This is a genomic window from Corynebacterium frankenforstense DSM 45800 (assembly GCF_001941485.1).
Taxonomy (GTDB): Bacteria; Actinomycetota; Actinomycetes; order Mycobacteriales; family Mycobacteriaceae; genus Corynebacterium; species Corynebacterium frankenforstense.
In genome coordinates this window covers 1,861,473-1,874,176 of record NZ_CP009247.1, presented here as the reverse complement: position 1 = coordinate 1,874,176, position 12,704 = coordinate 1,861,473, and the positions used below count along the sequence as shown (strand labels likewise).

Sequence of the window (12,704 nt, the reverse complement as noted above, 5' to 3'; positions counted from 1 at the left end):
GCGGGATCAGGCGCGCGCGTGCGCGTGGCGGCGCGACTCGGCGGAGACGACCGTGGAGTCGGCGTCCTCGGAGGGGCCGTACTTGTCCAGCAGGGTGCTCGCCTCCTGGGCGGTTGAGCCCTGCGAGGTCTCCTTGAGGTGGCTCAGGTTCTCCGGCAGCTCCAGGCCACGGGCCTCCATCGCCTGGGCGTAGAGACGCCCGGCGCGGTAGGAGGAGCGCACCAGGGGGCCGGACATGACCGCGCCGAAGCCCATCTCGTAGGCGGCGTCGGAGTAGGCGACGAACTCCTCGGGCTTCACCCACCGGTCGATCGGGTGGTACAGCGGGCCCGGGCGCAGGTACTGGGTGATGGTGATGATGTCGCAGCCGGCCGAGTGCAGGTCGCGCAGGGCCTCGATGACCTCGTCGTAGGTCTCGCCCATGCCCAGGATCAGGTTGGACTTGGTGATCAGCCCGAAGTCGCGGGCGGCGCGGATGACCTCCAGCGAGCGCTCGTAGCGGAACGCCGGGCGGATGCGCTTGAAGATGCGCGGCACGGTCTCGACGTTGTGCGCGAAGACCTCGGGGCGGGCCTCGAAGACCTCGGCGAGCAGGTCCGGCTTGCCGGAGAAGTCCGGGGTGAGGTTCTCCACGCCGGTGTGCGGGTTGAGCTCGTGGATCTGGCGGACGACCTCGGCGTAGAGCCAGGCGCCCTCGTCGGGCAGGTCGTCGCGCGTGACACCCGTGATCGTCGAGTAGTTCAGCTTCATGTCGCGCACGGACTCGGCCACACGGCGCGGCTCGTCGCGGTCCAGCGGCTCCGGCTTGGCGGAGTTGATCATGCAGAAGTCACAACGCCGCGAGCAGTTGGCGCCGCCGATCAGGAACGTCGCCTCGCGCGACTCCCAACACTCGTGGATGTTGGGGCAACCGGCCTCCTGACAGACGGTGTGCAGCTCGGCGCCCTGGACACGGTTCTTCATGTCCTGGTACTGCGGCCCGTTCTTGACCTGGTTGCGGATCCAGCGGGGCTTGTGCTCGATCGGGGTCTTCGAGTTGCGCGCCTCGATGCGCAGCAACCTGCGTCCTTCCGGTGCTGAAGTAGTCACGGACTCAACCTTACATATTTGTGGTCATGGTCAACATCGCCCCTCGCGTCAGTGGTGCGCGCGGTGGGCGTGGTTGCGGTGCGGCAGGCCCTTGGTGGGGTCCGGCGCGGATCCGAAGGAGTGGTCGGCCACGCGCAGCCGACCCTCGAGAGCGTCGACGAGGTCGCCGAGCAGCGGCTCGGTCATCTCCTCGACGCTGACGTCGCGGCCCAGCTCCTCGGAGAGCGTGGTCACCCCGGCGTCCCGGATGCCGCACGGGACGATGTGGTGGTAGTACTCCAGGGTGTTCGAGCAGTTCAGGGCCAGCCCGTGCATGGTCACCCCGTGGGTGACACGGATGCCGAGGGCCGCGACCTTCCGGTCCGGCCGGTGCAGCGAGGCACCCGCCCCGTCGCCGGCCGCTCTCGCCTCCGGTGCGGCCGCACTCCCGGGTGCGGATTCGTTCCCCTCCGGTGCGGGGGCGTCAGCGCCCGCACCCGTGGTGAGGATCGTGCCCGGCAGCGCGCCGGGTTCGGTGGAGACGTGCCCGCCGGCGTCGTCGGGGTCGGCGGGCACCCACACCCCCGAGCGGCCGTCGATGCGGCCCGCGCCCGGCACGCCCACGCGGCGCACCGTCTGGATGAGCGCCTCCTCGAGGCGGCGCACGTAGTCGACCACGTCGACGGGGTCGGCCAGCTCGATGATGGGGTAGACCACCAGCTGTCCCTCGCCGTGCCAGGTGATGCGCCCGCCGCGGTCGACGTCGATGACCGGCAGGCCGTTGTCGGGCAGGTCCTCCGGCTGCGTGCGCTTGCCGGCGGTGTAGGTGCTCGGGTGCTCGAGCACGAGGATCACGTCGCCGATCTCCCCGCGGTGGCGGGCGGCGGCGAGGTCGGCCTGCAGGTGCCAGGCCTCGAGGTAGTCCACCGTGCCGAGCCTGCGGATCTCCGGCGGCTCGGAGGAGGAACGGATGGAGCGGTCGGCGGGGAAGAACGGGTCACGTGGCGCGGTCATGATGTGTCTCAGGTTACGCGCAGGGCCCGACGCCGACGGCGCCGGGCCCTGCGGGGCAGAGGGTCGGGGAAGGCGTTACTCGACGCCGTTGTTGGAGGCGTAGGTCGCGGCGTCGACGAGCTCGCCGACCTCGTCGACCTCGACCTCGTAGAGCCATCCCTCGCCGAACGGGTCGTCGTTGATGACCTCGTAGTTGTCGTGCACGTCCTCGTTGACGGCGGTGACGGTGCCGGTGACGGGCGAGTAGAGGTCGGAGACCGACTTGGTGGACTCGATCTCGCCGCAGGGCTCGCCGGCGGTGACGGTGTCGCCGACCTCGGGCAGCTCGGCGAAGACGACCTCGCCGAGGCGCTCGGTGGCCACGGAGGTCACGCCGACCTTGACGGTCTTGCCCACCGCCTCGTCGGCGGCGGCGTCGATCCACTCGTGCTCGGCGGAGTAGGAGAAGTTCTCGGGCAGGGAGCTCATGGGAAAACCTTTCTGGTGGTGCCTGGAGGCAAGCTTATCGGTGCGCGGGCGCTCAGTTGCGCTTGCGGGAGTAGAAGGGGGTCTCGGCGACGGTGAAGGGGTACTCGCGGCCGCGGATGACCATGGTGACCTCGGTGCCGGGCTCGGCCAGCCCACGGTCGATGTAGCCCAGCGCGATCGGGTGGCCCAGGGTCGGGGAGGGCTGGCCGGAGGTCACGGTGCCCACCTCCTCGCCGTCGGAGTTGACCACGGTCGCGCCCTCGCGGGCGGCGCGGCGCTGCCCGGAGGTGAAACCGACGAGCACCCGGGCGGGCGGCGCGGCGTCGACAAGCACGCGCCCGAAGAAGTCGCCCTCCTTCTTCTTGCTCACCAGCACGCCGAGCCCGGCGGCCAGCGGGGTCACCTCGCGGGAGAGCTCGTGGCCGTAGAGCGGCATGGCCGCCTCGAGGCGCAGCGAGTCGCGCGCGGCCAGGCCGCAGGGGGTCAGCCCCTCGCCGCCGGCGGCGACGGCCGCGTCCCAGACCTTTTCGGCGTGCTCGGCGGGGAAGATCAGCTCGAAGCCGTCCTCGCCGGTGTAGCCGGTGCGCGCGACCAGGACGTTTTCCACGCCCGCCACGGTCAACGGCACCCCGGCGTAGTAGCGCAGCTCGGCGACGGCGGCGTGGTCGGCCTCGGCCACGAGCCGGCGCACGATCCCCTCGGAGTCCGGGCCCTGCACGGCCACCAGGGCCGTCGCCTCGGTCTCGTCGGCGATCTCCACGTCGAAGCCCTCGGCGCGCTCGGCGAAGGCGGCCGCGACGTGCGGGGTGTTCGCGGCGTTGGGCACGACGAGGAACTCCTCCTCGCCGAGGCGGTAGGTGATCAGGTCGTCGATCACGCCGCCGTCGGCGTCGACGACCATGGAGTACTTCGCCTTGCCGACCTTCATCGCCGAGAGCTTCGAGATGAGCGCGTAGTCGAGGAACTCGGCGGCCTGGGCGCCGCGCACGCGCAGCTCGCCCATGTGGGACAGGTCGAAGATGCCGGCGGCCCCGCGCACGGCGCGGTGCTCGTCGAGCTCGTTGCCGTACTTCAGCGGCATCTGCCAGCCGCCGAAGTCGGTGAAGGTGGCGCCCAGCTCTTCGTGCCGGGAGGCCAGCGGACTGTGCTTGGACTCGGTCATTGCTCTCCTCGTGGTGGTTCGGGTGGGTCGGTGCGCGTCAGGCCTCGGCGTCCTCGTCGCCGGAGACGTCGAAGGCCTCCGGCGGCGGGCAGGAGCAGACGAGGTGGCGGTCGCCGTAGGCCTCGTCGATGCGGCGCACCGGCGGGAAGTACTTGTCGCGGTACAGCGAGTCGACCGGCCAGGCCGCCTGGCGGCGGGTGAACGGGTGCGGCCACTCGTCGGCGCCCACGGCCGCGGCGGTGAACGGCGCCTGGGCCAGCACCGACTCCTCGTGGGAGACCTTGCCGTCGATGATCTCCTGGATCTCGGCGCGGATGGAGCGCATCGCGGTGATGAAGCGGTCCAGCTCGCCGAGGTCCTCGGACTCGGTCGGCTCGACCATCAGCGTGCCGGCGACCGGGAAGGCCAGGGTCGGCGCGTGGAAGCCGTAGTCGACCAGGCGCTTGCACACGTCGGCGGCCGTGACCCCGGAGGCGTCCGTCAGCTCGCGCAGGTCCAGGATGCACTCGTGGGCGACGAGCCCGGAGGGGCCGGTGTAGAGCACCGGGAAGGACCCGTGGAGCTCCTCGGCGACGTAGTTGGCCGCCAGGATCGCGTGCGCGGAGTTGCGCCGCAGGCCCTGGGTGCCGCTCATGGCCAGGTAGGCCCAGCTGATCGGCAGCACGCCGGCGGAGCCGAAGAGGGTGCCCACCATCGGCACACCCTCGTCGACGGCGGCCGGGCCCACCCCGGCGGTCGTCGGGTCGGTCGGCAGGAAGTCGACCAGGTGCTCGGCGACGCCGATGGGGCCCACACCCGGGCCACCGCCGCCGTGCGGGATGGAGAAGGTCTTGTGCAGGTTCAGGTGGCTGACGTCGCCGCCGAAGCGGCCCGGGCGCGCGATGCCCGACAGCGCGTTCATGTTCGCGCCGTCGATGTAGACCTGCCCGCCCACGCCGTGGACCAGGTCGCAGACGTGGGTGACGTTCTCCTCGAAGACGCCGTGCGTCGACGGGTAGGTGATCATGATCGCCGCGACGTGCTCGCCGTGCTTGTCCAGCTTGGCCTTCAGGTCCTCGACGTCGATCGAGCCGTCCTCGGCGCTGTCGACCACGACGACCTTCAGGTGCGCCAGCGCCGCCGAGGCCGCGTTGGTGCCGTGCGCGGAGGAGGGCACCAGGCAGATGTCGCGCTCGTGGTCGCCGCGCGAGACGTGGTAGCGGCGGATGGCCAAAAGCCCCGCCAGCTCACCCATGGAGCCGGAGTTGGGCTGCAGCGAGACCGCCGCGTAGCCGGTGATGTCCACCAGCCAGCCGGTCAGCTCGTCGATGAGCGCCTTCCAGCCGGGCGTGAAGCGCGCCGGGGTGTAGGGGTGGACGTTCGCGAAGCCGGGCCAGGAGATCGCCTCCATGCCGGCGGCCGGGTTGAGCTTCATGGTGCACGAGCCCAGCGGGATCATCGTGCGGTCCAGCGCGAGGTCCTTGTCGGAGAGCCGGCGCAGGTAGCGCATCATCTGCGTCTCCGAGTGGATGGAGCGGAAGATCGGGTGCTCCAGCGTCGGCGTGGTGCGCCGCAGCGACTCCGGGATGCTTGCCGACGTCGCGTCCGCCCCCGCGGCGGTTCCGGCACCCTCGGCGCCGTCCCCGGCGCCGTCGCGCGGCGACGGCGCGCCAAAGGCATCGGCGAGCACCGCGACGTCGGCAATCGTGGCGGACTCGCCGAAGGAGACGGCCACGGCGTCGTCGTCGAGCGGGCGCACCAGGTAGCCGGCCTCGGCCAGGGCGTCGGTGACGGCGTGGGCGCGACCGGGCACCTCGACGGTCACGGTGTCGAAGAAGTCGGCGTGGCGCACGGTGGCGTCCTCGGCGGCCTCGATCGCGGCGGCGAAGGCGACCGCACGGGCGTGGACGTCCCCGGCGATGGCCTTGAGCCCCTCGGCGCCGTGGTAGACGGCGTACATCGAGGCGGTCACGGCCAGCAGCGCCTGGGCGGTGCAGATGTTGCTGGTGGCGCGCTCGCGGCGGATGTGCTGCTCGCGGGTCTGCAGCGCCAGGCGGTAGGCGGGCATGCCGGCGGCGTCCTTGGACACGCCGACCAGGCGGCCGGGCATCTTGCGCTTGAGCTTGTCGGTGACCGACATGAAGCCCGCGTGCGGTCCGCCGTAGAAGAGCGGCACGCCGAAGCGCTGGGAGGAGCCGACGGCGATGTCGGCGCCCAGGGTGGCCGGCGACTCGGTCAGCTGCAGGGCCAGCAGGTCGCAGGCCAGGGTGACCAGGCCGCCGCGGCCGTGCATCTCCTCGATCGCGCCGCGCGGGTCGACCAGGTCGCCCTCGGTGCCCGGGTAGGCGATCACGGAGCCGGCCCAGCCCTCGCCGACCAGCGGGGCCGTCGCGTCGCCGACCTCGACCTCGAGGGCCAGGGCGCGGGCGCGCTCGGCGGCCACGGCGAGCACCTGCGGGTGCAGGCGGGAGTCGAGCAGCACGCGGGTGCCCTTGCGCTGGGCGCGGGCCATCAGGCCGACGGCCTCGGCGACGGAGGTCGCCTCGTCGAGCAGCGAGGCGTTGGCCACGGGCAGGCCGGTCAGCTCGGAGACCATCGTCTGGAAGTTGAGCAGGGCCTCAAGGCGGCCCTGGGAGATCTCCGGCTGGTAGGGCGTGTAGGCGGTGTACCAGCCCGGGTCCTCGAGCACCCCGCGGCGGATCACTGGCGGGGTCAGAGTGTCGGAGAAGCCCTGGCCGTAGAAGGCGCGCAGGACCGTGTTGGCCTCCGCGTAACCGCGCAGCTTGGCCTGGGCGTCCGCCTCGGAGAGCGGCTCGCCGATCTCCGGGACCGTGTCGGAGTTGTCGCGGCCGACGGCCGCGGGCAGGGCCGCACTGATCAGCGCCTCCAGGTCCGGTTGGCCCACCGCGGCCAACATCGCCGCGGTCTCCTTCTGGTCGGGGCCGATGTGGCGGGAGGTGTAGGCGCTTGTCATGGCGGTCTGAGGGCTCCTTCGCGACGTGCGGTGACGCGCGCCGGGCGGACCGGACGGGCGGACCCGACGGCCCGCGGGGCGCGGCGTCGTGTGGACTGGTCCGAATTCTACCGCCGTGGAGTGTCACCGGGAGCACGTTTCAGTCACGGGTGTGGGCGCGGTCCCGGTGTGCGGTCGGGCTTTCCGCCCCGTGCGCTGGGGCGGGGACGCCGGGCGTCGTGGGGTGCGCCGTGTGCGGGCGCCGGGCACGGGGCACCCGGGTGTGGGGGAGTGGCGGGGCGGAGACGCGGAACGCCCGCCGGGGACGCGCCCCTCCGAGGTGGGGGCGGTCACCCGACGGGCGTCAGGTGCCTCGCGCGGGGGCGCCGGTGGGCGCCGGCCGCGCGGTGCGGTGGATCAGAGGTCGAGGTCGCCCTCGAAGTCCGCGGTCTCCAGGCGGTCCTTGACCGTGGTCATGAACCGGCCGGCGTCCGCGCCGTCGACCAGCTGGTGGTCGTAGGTCAGCGGCAGGTAGGCGACCTGGCGGATCGCGATGGAGTCCAGGCCGTCGTCGGAGACGACCACCGGGCGCTTGGAGATCACGCCGGTGCCCATGATGCCCGCCTGCGGCGGCACCAGGATCGGGGTGTCGGTCAGGGCGCCCTCGGAGCCGATGTTGGTGATGGTGAAGGTGCCGCCCGACAGGTCGTCCGGGCGCAGCTTGCGGTTGCGCGCGCGGTCGGCGATGTCGACGATGGCCTTCGCCAGCTCCGGCAGGCTCAGCTTCTCCGCGCCGTGGATGACCGGGGAGAGCAGGCCCTGCTCGGTGTCCACGGCGATGGAGAGGTTCACGCCGTCGTGGTAGGTGATCTCCTTGGTCTCCGCGTTGTAGGACGCGTTGACGTTCGGGTGGGCCACCAGGGCCTCGACGACGGCCTTGGCGAAGAACGGCAGGTAGGTCAGGTTGACGCCGTACTTCTCCTGGAAGGCCGGCTTGCTGGCCTTGCGCAGCGCGGCCACGTCGGTCATGTCGACCTCGTGGACCTGGGTGAGCTGGGCGGTCTGCTGCAGGGCCTCCACGGTGCGGGCCGCGGTGACCTGGCGGATGCGGTTGGCCTTCTGGGTGGTGCCGCGCAGCTTGGCCTTCTCCGGGTCGACGGACTTGGTCGAGGCGGCCGAGCCCTTCTTCTCCGGCTTGGCCTCGCCGGCGTCCTCGCCGCCCTCGGCGGCGGCCAGCACGTCCTGCTTGCGGATGCGGCCGCCGATGCCGGTGCCCTCGACCGTGTTCAGGTCGACGCCGTGCTTCTCGGCCAGCTTGCGCACCAGCGGGGTGACGTAGGGGACCTTGCCGGAGGTGGCGGACTTCTTCTCGCCCTTGTCCTCCTCGGTCTCCTTCGCCTCAGCCTTCTCCTGCTTCGGCTCGTCCTTCTCCCCGGACTTCTCCGCCTTCGGCTCCTCCTTCTTCTCCTCCTTGGGTGCCTCCTTCTCCTCGGGCTCCTCGGACTTGTCGTCGTCGGAGTCATCGGAATCGTCGGAGGCCGGGGCGGCGTCGGCGTCGCCGACGCGGGCGATCACGTCGCCGACGTCGACGGTGTCGTCCTCCTCGGCGAGGATCTCGAGCAGGGTGCCGGAGACCGGGGAGGGGACCTCGGTGTCGACCTTGTCGGTGGAGACCTCGAGCAGCGGCTCGTCCTCCTCGACGGTGTCGCCGACGTTCTTGAGCCACTGGGTGATGGTGCCCTCGGTGACGGACTCGCCGAGCTCGGGCATGGCGACGTCGGTGGCGTCGCCGGAACCGGAGGACTTCTTCGGCTCCTCCTTCTTCTCCTCCTTGGGCTCGTCCTTCTCCTCGGGCTCCTCGGACTTGTCGTCGTCGGAGTCATCGGAATCGTCGGAGGCCGGGGCGGCGTCGGCGTCGCCGACGCGGGCGATCACGTCGCCGACGTCGACGGTGTCGTCCTCCTCGGCGAGGATCTCGAGCAGGGTGCCGGAGACCGGGGAGGGGACCTCGGTGTCGACCTTGTCGGTGGAGACCTCGAGCAGCGGCTCGTCCTCCTCGACGGTGTCGCCGACGTTCTTGAGCCACTGGGTGATGGTGCCCTCGGTGACGGACTCGCCGAGCTCGGGCATGGCGACGTCGGTGGCGTCGCCGGAACCGGAGGACTTCTTCGGGGCCGGCTTCCCGTCGGCGTCGTCCTTGCCCTCGGACTTGTCCTCCGCGGGCTCCTCCTTCTCCTCGGCCTTACCGGAGTCGTCGGAACCGGAGGGCTCCTCGCCCTCCTCACCGATGACGGCGATGACGTCGCCGACGTCGACGGTGTCGTCCTCGTCCGCCTTGATCTCGAGCAGGACGCCCGCGGCCGGCGACGGGATCTCGGTGTCGACCTTGTCGGTGGAGACCTCGAGCAGCGGCTCATCCTCGGCGACGGTGTCGCCGACGTTCTTCAGCCATTGGGTGATGGTGCCTTCGGTGACGGATTCGCCCAATTCGGGCATCTCTACGGAGAACGCCATGTTCTGTCAGACTCCTCGGAAAGTCGTGTGGTTCATGCTGTGACTAATACCCTTTACCGTACCCGGTCACCCACAGGGGTGTTGTGTGACGGCCCCACCAGGGCGCGGTGGGAGGTAGGCGCAGTCGCCTACAATCGTAGGTCGTGTTCAACATCTTCGGCCGCTCGCGCCGCTCAAGCAGCCTGCGCCCGCCCCGCGCCCCCGGCGACACGATCCGGAAGGCCGACGCCGACCGCCTCGTGGCCTGGTGCCGGGGCCGCGGGCCGGTCGAGGCGTTCGTCGAACCGGAGACGATGCTCAACGAGATGTCGGTGGTCCTCGTCGCCCCCGACGGCGAGTTCACCCGCCGCCCGATCGGCGGGCCGAAGGGCATCGACGCCGTGTCCAAGCTGCTCGGGGTGCCCGTCTGGGACGTCGAGGAGACCGGCTACCCGCAGCGCATGCGCGAGCGCATCGAGCGCGACCGCATCCTGCGCAAGCGGGCCGAACAGCGCGAACGCCGCGCCCGGTTCGAGCGCGGCGAGGACCCGGGGGCTCCCTGACCGGGTGGGATCCGACCCGGGCCCGGCCGGGCAGGGCCTGACGGGGCGAGACCTCCCCGGGCGAGCCCGGACGGGCCCGGCCCCGGGGGCCCGAGACCGGTCAGCGCGCGGCGAGCTCCTCGGCCAGCGCGATGAAGGTGCGCACCGGGGTGCCGGTGGCGCGCTTGGGCGTGTAGCCGTGGGGCGCGCCGGTGTTGTACGAGGGGCCGGCGACGTCCACGTGCGCCCACTCGAGGCCCTCGGGGACGAAGCGGGAGAGGTACATCGCGGCGTAGAGCATGCCGCCGTCGCGCGAGTTGGGGGAGTTGCGGATGTCGGCCACCGGCGAGACGACGGCCTCCTCGTGCTCCTCGAGCAGCGGCATGGCCCAGGCGTTCTCGCCGATCTCGCGGCCCAGGGCGGCCACGCGGTCGCGCAGCTCCTCGGTGCCCATCACACCGGCGGTGCGGTTGCCCAGCGCGACGATCTGCGCGCCGGTCAGCGTCGAGGTCTCCACCAGGTAGTCCGGCTCGCCCTCGGCGGCGCGCGCGATGGCGTCGGCCAGGACCACGCGCCCCTCCGCGTCGGTGTTGATGATCTCGGAGGTGATCCCGCCGTAGTGGGTGATCACGTCGCCCGGGCGCGTCGCCGAGCCCGAGGGCATGTTCTCCGCCAGCGCCACCGTCGCGGTGACCTCGACGTCGAGGTTGAGCCGGGCGGCGGCGAAGACGGCGGCGGCCGCGGCGGCCGAACCGCCCATGTCGGAGATCATGTTCTCCATCGTCTTGGCGGGCTTGAGCGAGATGCCGCCGGTGTCGAAGGTGATGCCCTTGCCCACCAGCGCCAGCTTCGGGGTGGACTTCTTCTTTTTCTTCGGCTTCCAGCGCAGCTCGACCACACGCGGCTCGCGCGCCGAGCCCTGCCCGACGGCCAGCACGCCGCCGAAGCCCTGCTTGCGCAGCGCCTTGGCGTCGAGCACCTCCGCCTTGACGCCGTACTCCTCGGCGGTGGCCGCCAGGATGTCGGCGTAGACGGCGGGGTAGAGGCGGTTGGCCGGGGTGTTGACCAGGTCGCGCACCAGGACCGCCGACTCGGCGGTGACCTGGCCGGCGACGAACTCCTTCTTCGCGCCCTTCCAGTCGGCCACGAAGGTCACGCCCGGCGCCTTCGCGCCCGCGGCCTTGAAGCCGGTGTAGCGGTAGGAGCCGAGCAGCCAGCCCTCGACGGCGGCGCGCAGCCCGAAGTCGCCGAGCGTGGTGGCCACCGCGGAGAACTCCGGCTCGGCGGCGGTCAGGGTGCGGGCGACGGTGCCGGCCGCGCGGCGCAGCACCTCGTCGTCGAGCTCGTCGGCGGCCCCCAGGCCCACCGCGATCACGGCGGCGGGCAGCGCGGCGTCGTAACCGGTCTCGCCCTCGGCGGGGGCGGCGACGCGGGTGACCTCGCCGGCCTCGCCGGTGGCGCCGACGGCCTCGATGCGGGCGAGCAGCGCCTCGAGCGTCTCGGCGCCGAGGAACTCCGGCGCGGGCAGCTCGACGGTCTCGCCGGCCGCGGCGACCGGGGCCTTCTCGGCCTCCTCCCGGTCGCCGTCGGCCTCGGCGTCGGCCGGGGCCTCGCCGCCGGCGCGGAAGAGCGGCAGCACCAGCGCCTCGGCCTTCTTGGGGACCTTCTTGCCCTGACGGGGCGCGGCGACGGCGCCGGTCGCGGGGAGAGCGGAATCGGACACGGGGTGACCTCCGTTGATTGTCGACGTCTCGTGGGTCACCCCAGCCTATCCGGCGTGGCGTGGGCGCGTTTTCGGCGTCCCTGTTGTTCCACTGGATGGGACGGGGCACCCCCTTTTGTCCCACCGCTGGTGAGCGTGCCGAAAGCAGGGGAGTACGGTGACCGTATGGCTCTCGAATTCAGTATTCACCGCACCGAAAACCCCACCCCTGACGCCGAGCGCGAGAAGATCCTCGAGGATCCCGCCTTCGGTCAGGTCTTCACCGACCACATGGTCCACATCCAGTGGACCGAGGACAAGGGCTGGCACAACGCGGAGGTCGTCCCCTTCGCCAACTTCTCCATCTCCCCGGCGGCCAACGTCCTGCACTACGGCCAGGCCATCTTCGAGGGGCTGAAGGCCTACCGTCTGCCCGACGGTTCCATCGCCACCTTCCGCCCCGAGCAGAACGCGCGCCGCATGCAGAACTCCGCGCGCCGCCTGAACATGCCGGGCCTTCCGGAGGAGGACTTCCTGGAGGCCGTCCGCCTGCTCGTCGACGTCGACCGTGACTGGGTCCCCGCCGCGGGCGGCGAGGCCTCCCTCTACCTGCGCCCGGTCATGTTCGCCACCGAGCCGACCCTGGGCGTCCACTCCTCGAAGTGCTACTCAATGTACTTCATCGCCTCGCCCTCGGGCGCCTACTTCACCGGCGGGGTCAAGCCCGTCAGCGTCTGGATCTGCGAGGACTACGTCCGCGCCGCCCCGGGCGGCACCGGCGCGGCCAAGTGCGCCGGCAACTACGCGGCCAGCCTGCTGGCCCAGACCCAGGCCGCCGAGAAGGGCTGCGACCAGGTTGTCTGGCTGGACGCCATCGAGCGCAAGTACATCGAGGAGATGGGCGGCATGAACCTCATGTTCGTCTACGGCACCGAGGCCGAGGGCAACGTCCGCGTGGTCACCCCGGCGCTGTCCGGCTCCCTGCTGCCGGGCGTCACCCGTGCCTCGCTGCTGCAGGTCGCCGAGGACCTGGGCTACGAGACCTCCGAGGAGCGCATCACCGTCGACCAGTGGCGCCAGGACGTCGCCGACGGCAAGATGACCGAGGCCCTGGCCTGCGGCACCGCCGCCGTCCTGACCCCGGTCGGCCGCGTCCTGTCCAAGGAGGGCGAGTTCGACGTCAACGACAACGAGGCCGGCGAGGTCACGATGAAGCTGCGTGAGGCCCTGACCTCCATCCAGCACGGTGAGGCCGAGGACACCCACGGCTGGAGCTACGAGCTGGTCCCCGCCGACAAGTAGCCCGCGCAGAATCGGCGGAAA

General features: G+C 71.6%; 9 protein-coding genes. 2 read left to right on the top strand and 7 right to left on the bottom strand.

Annotated features, from left to right (window positions below):
* Positions 1-6: 6 nt before the first annotated feature.
* The 6 genes from lipA to sucB form a co-directional block, all read right to left on the bottom strand.
* On the bottom strand, positions 7-1,089 hold the full coding sequence (gene lipA, locus CFRA_RS08200) for a lipoyl synthase (RefSeq protein WP_075664245.1): 1,083 nt from the start codon (positions 1,087-1,089) through the stop codon (positions 7-9).
* A gap of 48 nt (positions 1,090-1,137) precedes the next feature.
* Positions 1,138-2,082 (bottom strand): lipoyl(octanoyl) transferase LipB, encoded by a 945-nt coding sequence (gene lipB, locus CFRA_RS11890; RefSeq protein ID WP_245797531.1) that lies wholly within the window; start codon positions 2,080-2,082, stop codon positions 1,138-1,140.
* A gap of 75 nt (positions 2,083-2,157) precedes the next feature.
* A complete protein-coding gene (gcvH, locus tag CFRA_RS08185) occupies positions 2,158-2,550 on the bottom strand; it encodes a glycine cleavage system protein GcvH (RefSeq protein WP_075664244.1) in 393 nt (130 codons plus the stop codon).
* Positions 2,551-2,602: 52 nt separating this feature from the next.
* Complete coding sequence (gene gcvT / locus CFRA_RS08180) at positions 2,603-3,712, bottom strand: glycine cleavage system aminomethyltransferase GcvT (protein WP_075664243.1); 1,110 nt, start codon at positions 3,710-3,712, stop codon at positions 2,603-2,605.
* A gap of 37 nt (positions 3,713-3,749) precedes the next feature.
* Positions 3,750-6,665: an aminomethyl-transferring glycine dehydrogenase gene (gene gcvP / locus CFRA_RS08175; RefSeq protein ID WP_075664242.1), complete on the bottom strand. Its 2,916-nt coding sequence runs from the start codon at positions 6,663-6,665 to the stop codon at positions 3,750-3,752.
* A gap of 396 nt (positions 6,666-7,061) precedes the next feature.
* A complete protein-coding gene (gene sucB / locus CFRA_RS08170) occupies positions 7,062-9,158 on the bottom strand; it encodes a 2-oxoglutarate dehydrogenase, E2 component, dihydrolipoamide succinyltransferase (RefSeq protein WP_075664241.1) in 2,097 nt (698 codons plus the stop codon).
* Positions 9,159-9,301: 143 nt separating this feature from the next.
* Between sucB and CFRA_RS08165 the strand changes: the two genes are divergently transcribed.
* Positions 9,302-9,700: an oxidoreductase gene (locus CFRA_RS08165; RefSeq protein WP_075664240.1), complete on the top strand. Its 399-nt coding sequence runs from the start codon at positions 9,302-9,304 to the stop codon at positions 9,698-9,700.
* A 100-nt stretch (positions 9,701-9,800) separates the two neighbouring features.
* Here CFRA_RS08165 and CFRA_RS08160 read toward each other — a convergent pair whose 3' ends face one another.
* Complete coding sequence (locus tag CFRA_RS08160; RefSeq protein WP_075664239.1) at positions 9,801-11,402, bottom strand: leucyl aminopeptidase; 1,602 nt, start codon at positions 11,400-11,402, stop codon at positions 9,801-9,803.
* A gap of 165 nt (positions 11,403-11,567) precedes the next feature.
* Here CFRA_RS08160 and CFRA_RS08155 point away from each other — a divergent pair, with 165 nt between their 5' ends.
* The gene (locus CFRA_RS08155) at positions 11,568-12,683 is read left to right on the top strand and encodes a branched-chain amino acid aminotransferase (RefSeq protein WP_075664238.1); all 1,116 of its coding nucleotides are present in this window, start codon (positions 11,568-11,570) and stop codon (positions 12,681-12,683) included.
* Positions 12,684-12,704 lie beyond the last annotated feature (21 nt).

Excerpts from the sequence above, each read along its gene's own strand:
- lipB (WP_245797531.1), bottom strand. The coding sequence starts at position 2,082 with ATGACCGCGCCACGTGACCCGTTCTTCCCCGCCGACCGCTCCATCCGT.
- gcvH (WP_075664244.1), bottom strand. The coding sequence starts at position 2,550 with ATGAGCTCCCTGCCCGAGAACTTCTCCTACTCCGCCGAGCACGAGTGG.
- gcvT (WP_075664243.1), bottom strand. The coding sequence starts at position 3,712 with ATGACCGAGTCCAAGCACAGTCCGCTGGCCTCCCGGCACGAAGAGCTG.
- gcvP (WP_075664242.1), bottom strand. The coding sequence starts at position 6,665 with ATGACAAGCGCCTACACCTCCCGCCACATCGGCCCCGACCAGAAGGAG.
- sucB (WP_075664241.1), bottom strand. The coding sequence starts at position 9,158 with ATGGCGTTCTCCGTAGAGATGCCCGAATTGGGCGAATCCGTCACCGAA.
- CFRA_RS08155 (WP_075664238.1), top strand. The coding sequence starts at position 11,568 with ATGGCTCTCGAATTCAGTATTCACCGCACCGAAAACCCCACCCCTGAC.